The organism is Bacillota bacterium (assembly GCA_040754675.1).
GTDB lineage: Bacteria > Bacillota > Limnochordia > Limnochordales > Geochordaceae > Geochorda.
Map to the genome: position 1 here is coordinate 1 of JBFMCJ010000486.1, position 3,033 is coordinate 3,033.

Below are 3,033 nucleotides of genomic sequence, written 5' to 3' on the forward strand. Positions count from 1 at the left end.
CCGGCCGGGGCGGGGAGGGGGATTCGCGCCGGGGCGCGGCCCCGGTACTGGGGGAGGGGATGAGAAGTGTCCGAACAGGGAGTGTCCGAACTGCGCGTGGGAGGGAAGGTGGTCGCCAGCGGGGAGTGTGTGGCGGCGTTCTCGGACGGGGCTGGCCCGGCCCAGGTCCACATCGCGGTCGGAAACCCCGGCCGCGCCGGGCAACTGCTTATAGGCCTGGCGCGCGCGGTGTCCGCCAGCCTGGTGCTGGCGGGGATGAAGCCCGAGGGCCGCGACTGCCTCATGGCCGCGGTGGCCCTCGAGCTCGCGGACCCGCCTGCCAGCCTGCCTTTGGATGCTGTCGAAGCCGACACCGTGGTGTCGGTGGAGTTGCGCCGGGGAGACGAGGTGGTGCGCCGGTTCGAAAGCCCGCTGGCCGCCTGCGTGCTCGGCGAGGTTGGTTCGGCGCTGGTTATAGCCCACGCTCCGCCACGCCATCTGGTAGCGCTGGCCAAAACCCTGGTCACGACGGTGTCCCACGAACTCGAAACGCCGGTGGAACGAGCGGCTTTCCTGCGCGAGCTCGTCCACGCCGCCCTCAAGCCCGAAAACTACGCGAGGCGCGAAGGGCTTGCCGGGGGAGGGGAACGGCCTTGAGCGACCCTGTGGTGGAATCCATGGGCCTGTGCCTCCGCGCCGGGCTGGCCCCCATGCTGTGGGGGCCGCCCGGCGTGGGCAAGAGCGACCGCGTCAAGGACCTGGCCAAAGAGCGCGGCTGGGGCCTTGTGGACGTGCGGCTGGCGCGGCGCAGCCCGGTGGACCTGCGGGGCGTGCCCGTGCCCGACACCGCGGCGGGCCGCACGCGCTACCTGCCGCCGTTCGAGTTTCCCGAACCGAAGCGCGATGGCCGGGAGGGAATCTGGTTCCTGGACGAGGTGACCGGCGCTCCCCCGGCGGTGCAGGCGGCGGCGCTGCAGCTGTTCCTGGAGCGGAAGTTCGACAGCTACGAAGTGCCCCCGGGCTGGCACGTGGTCGCCGCCGGCAACCGGGTGACCGACCGGTCCGGGAGCTACGCCATGCTGGCCTCCCTGGCCAACCGGGTGGTGCACCTGCCGGTATGGTGCGACCTGCCCGCGCTGGACGTCAGCCCCGAGGGTGTGAGGCCGGACGCCGACGCGTGGCGGGCGTGGGCCTACTCCACCGGGCGGGTGCGGGAGGAAGTGGTCGCGTTCATTGCCTTCCGCCCCGACCTGGTGTGGAAGCCCACCGGGCAGGTGGCGTTCCCGACGCCGCGCACGTGGGAGTTTGTGAGCCGCCTGCTCGACGCCTCGGGCGGCTCGGCCCCGCCTTCGCTGGCGGTGGCGGGGTGCGTGGGGACCGGCCCCGCGGGGGAGTTCCTGGGCTTTCTGCGGGTGCGCCGGGAAATGCCGGACCCCGACGCCATCCTGGCAGGCGCGGACGTGCCCGCCCCGCCGGCCGACCGCCCCGACGTCGCCTGGGCGCTGGGCGGCGCCCTGGTGAGCAGGCTGGCTGCGCTCAAGAAGAAGCGGAAGCCGGTCGGGGCGCAGGTGGCGGCATTCGTGAGGTGGCTCCCGCAGCTTCCCAGCAACTTCCAGGTGCTCTACCTGAAAGAGGCGTGGAATGCCGGCCTGGGCACCGAGTGCGCCGCCCAGCCGGGCTTTTTGGACTTCGCGCGGGAGCACCGGGAGGTGTTTGTGGATGAAATCCGCGCGCGAGCTGGTTGAGCTCGCCCGGGCCAGGCTGGTCGTCCGCCACCCCTTTTTCGGCACGCTGGCGGCCCTGCTCCTGGCTGAACCCCGCGCATTCGGGACCGCGGCCACGGACGGCCGCCGGCTGCTCTACCGCCCGGCGTGGGTGGAGCGCCTGGCGGCCGCCGAGGGGGTGGGCGCCGTCGAGGCGGTGGTCGCCCACGAGGTGCTGCACTGCGCCCTGGGCCACCTGTGGCGGCGGGGGAGCCGCGACCGGCTCAAGTGGGGGGTGGCGATAGACCTCGAGGCCAACGCCCTGCTGCGCGAGGCTGGGTTCGCCCTGCCCTCGCGCGCGGTGTACGACCCGGCCTTCGCGGGGCTCGCCGCGGAGGAGATCTACGCGCGCCTGCCCGAGCCGCTCCCCGAACCGCAGCCGTGGGGCGACCACAGCCCCGGTGATCTGCCGGAAGAGCCGTCCGGCGAGGTGTGGGAGCGCTGGCGGGAGATGGTTGCGGCAGCCCTGGCTGCCTGCCGGCCGGGGGACCTGCCTGCGGGGATCGAGGCGCGGCTGCGCGCCGCGCTCGCCCCGCGGGTGAGCTGGCGGGACCTCCTGGCCCGCCACCTGTCCCCGGCCGGGTTCGACTACACCTGGCCGCCGCCCGACCCGCGGTTTCTGCACGTCGGGTTGTACCTGCCCGGTTTCGGCGGCGAGGCGGTGGAGGAAGCCGTGGTGGCCCTGGACACGTCGGGCTCGGTCACGGAAGGGGAACTGAGCCAGTTCCTGGCCGAGGTCCGGGCCTTGTGGGCCGAGGACGTGATGGTGCTGCACGTGGTGGACTGCGACGCCGCCACTTACGCGTGGCGGACCTTCGCACGCGGGGAGCCGCTGCCTGACTTCCCCGTGCGCGGCCGGGGCGGGACCGACTTCCGCCCCGTTTTCGAGGAGGTGTGCCGCCGGGGCATCCAGCCCTCCTGCCTGGTGTTCCTCACCGACGGCGAGGGCAGGTACCCCGAAGAAGCGCCTCCTTACCCCGTGCTGTGGGTGCTGGTGCCCCGGGGCCAGGGCCGGCCGCCGTGGGGGACTGTTGTGAGGATGGTGTGACCGGTGGCCGGGGGAGGGATGAGGTTTGAGGATCGAGGTGGACGTAGCCCAGTTCCGCGCGGCGCTGTCCCGCGCCGCCCGTGCAGCCGCGCCCGCCAGCGTCACCGGGGCGCTGACCGCCGTGCTGATCGAGGCCCGGGAAGGTGGAGCCGTCACGGTGACCGGGACGGACCTGAACGGGTGGCTGTGGGCGGCCTGCCCGGCCGTGGTCGAGGCTCCGGGGGCGGCGCTCGTCCCCGCGCG

At 73.7% G+C, this 3,033-nt stretch carries 4 protein-coding genes; all 4 read left to right on the forward strand.

Going from position 1 to position 3,033, the window contains the following annotated elements:
• Positions 1-66: 66 nt before the first annotated feature.
• Entirely contained in the window at positions 67-636 is a 570-nt protein-coding gene (locus AB1609_19510) for a hypothetical protein (GenBank protein ID MEW6048631.1), read from the forward strand.
• Positions 633-1,724: a MoxR family ATPase gene (locus AB1609_19515; GenBank protein ID MEW6048632.1), complete on the forward strand. Its 1,092-nt coding sequence runs from the start codon at positions 633-635 to the stop codon at positions 1,722-1,724. Before AB1609_19510 ends, AB1609_19515 begins: the two co-directional genes overlap by 4 nt.
• Positions 1,699-2,790: a VWA-like domain-containing protein gene (locus tag AB1609_19520; protein ID MEW6048633.1), complete on the forward strand. Its 1,092-nt coding sequence runs from the start codon at positions 1,699-1,701 to the stop codon at positions 2,788-2,790. Before AB1609_19515 ends, AB1609_19520 begins: the two co-directional genes overlap by 26 nt.
• A 25-nt stretch (positions 2,791-2,815) precedes the next feature.
• Positions 2,816-3,033 (forward strand): hypothetical protein (locus AB1609_19525; GenBank protein ID MEW6048634.1); only part of this gene is annotated, 218 nt, incomplete at its 3' end.

What these genes read in the sequence shown, in the direction of transcription:
- AB1609_19520 (MEW6048633.1), top strand. Translation starts at nt 1,699, where the DNA reads ATGAAATCCGCGCGCGAGCTGGTTGAGCTCGCCCGGGCCAGGCTGGTC.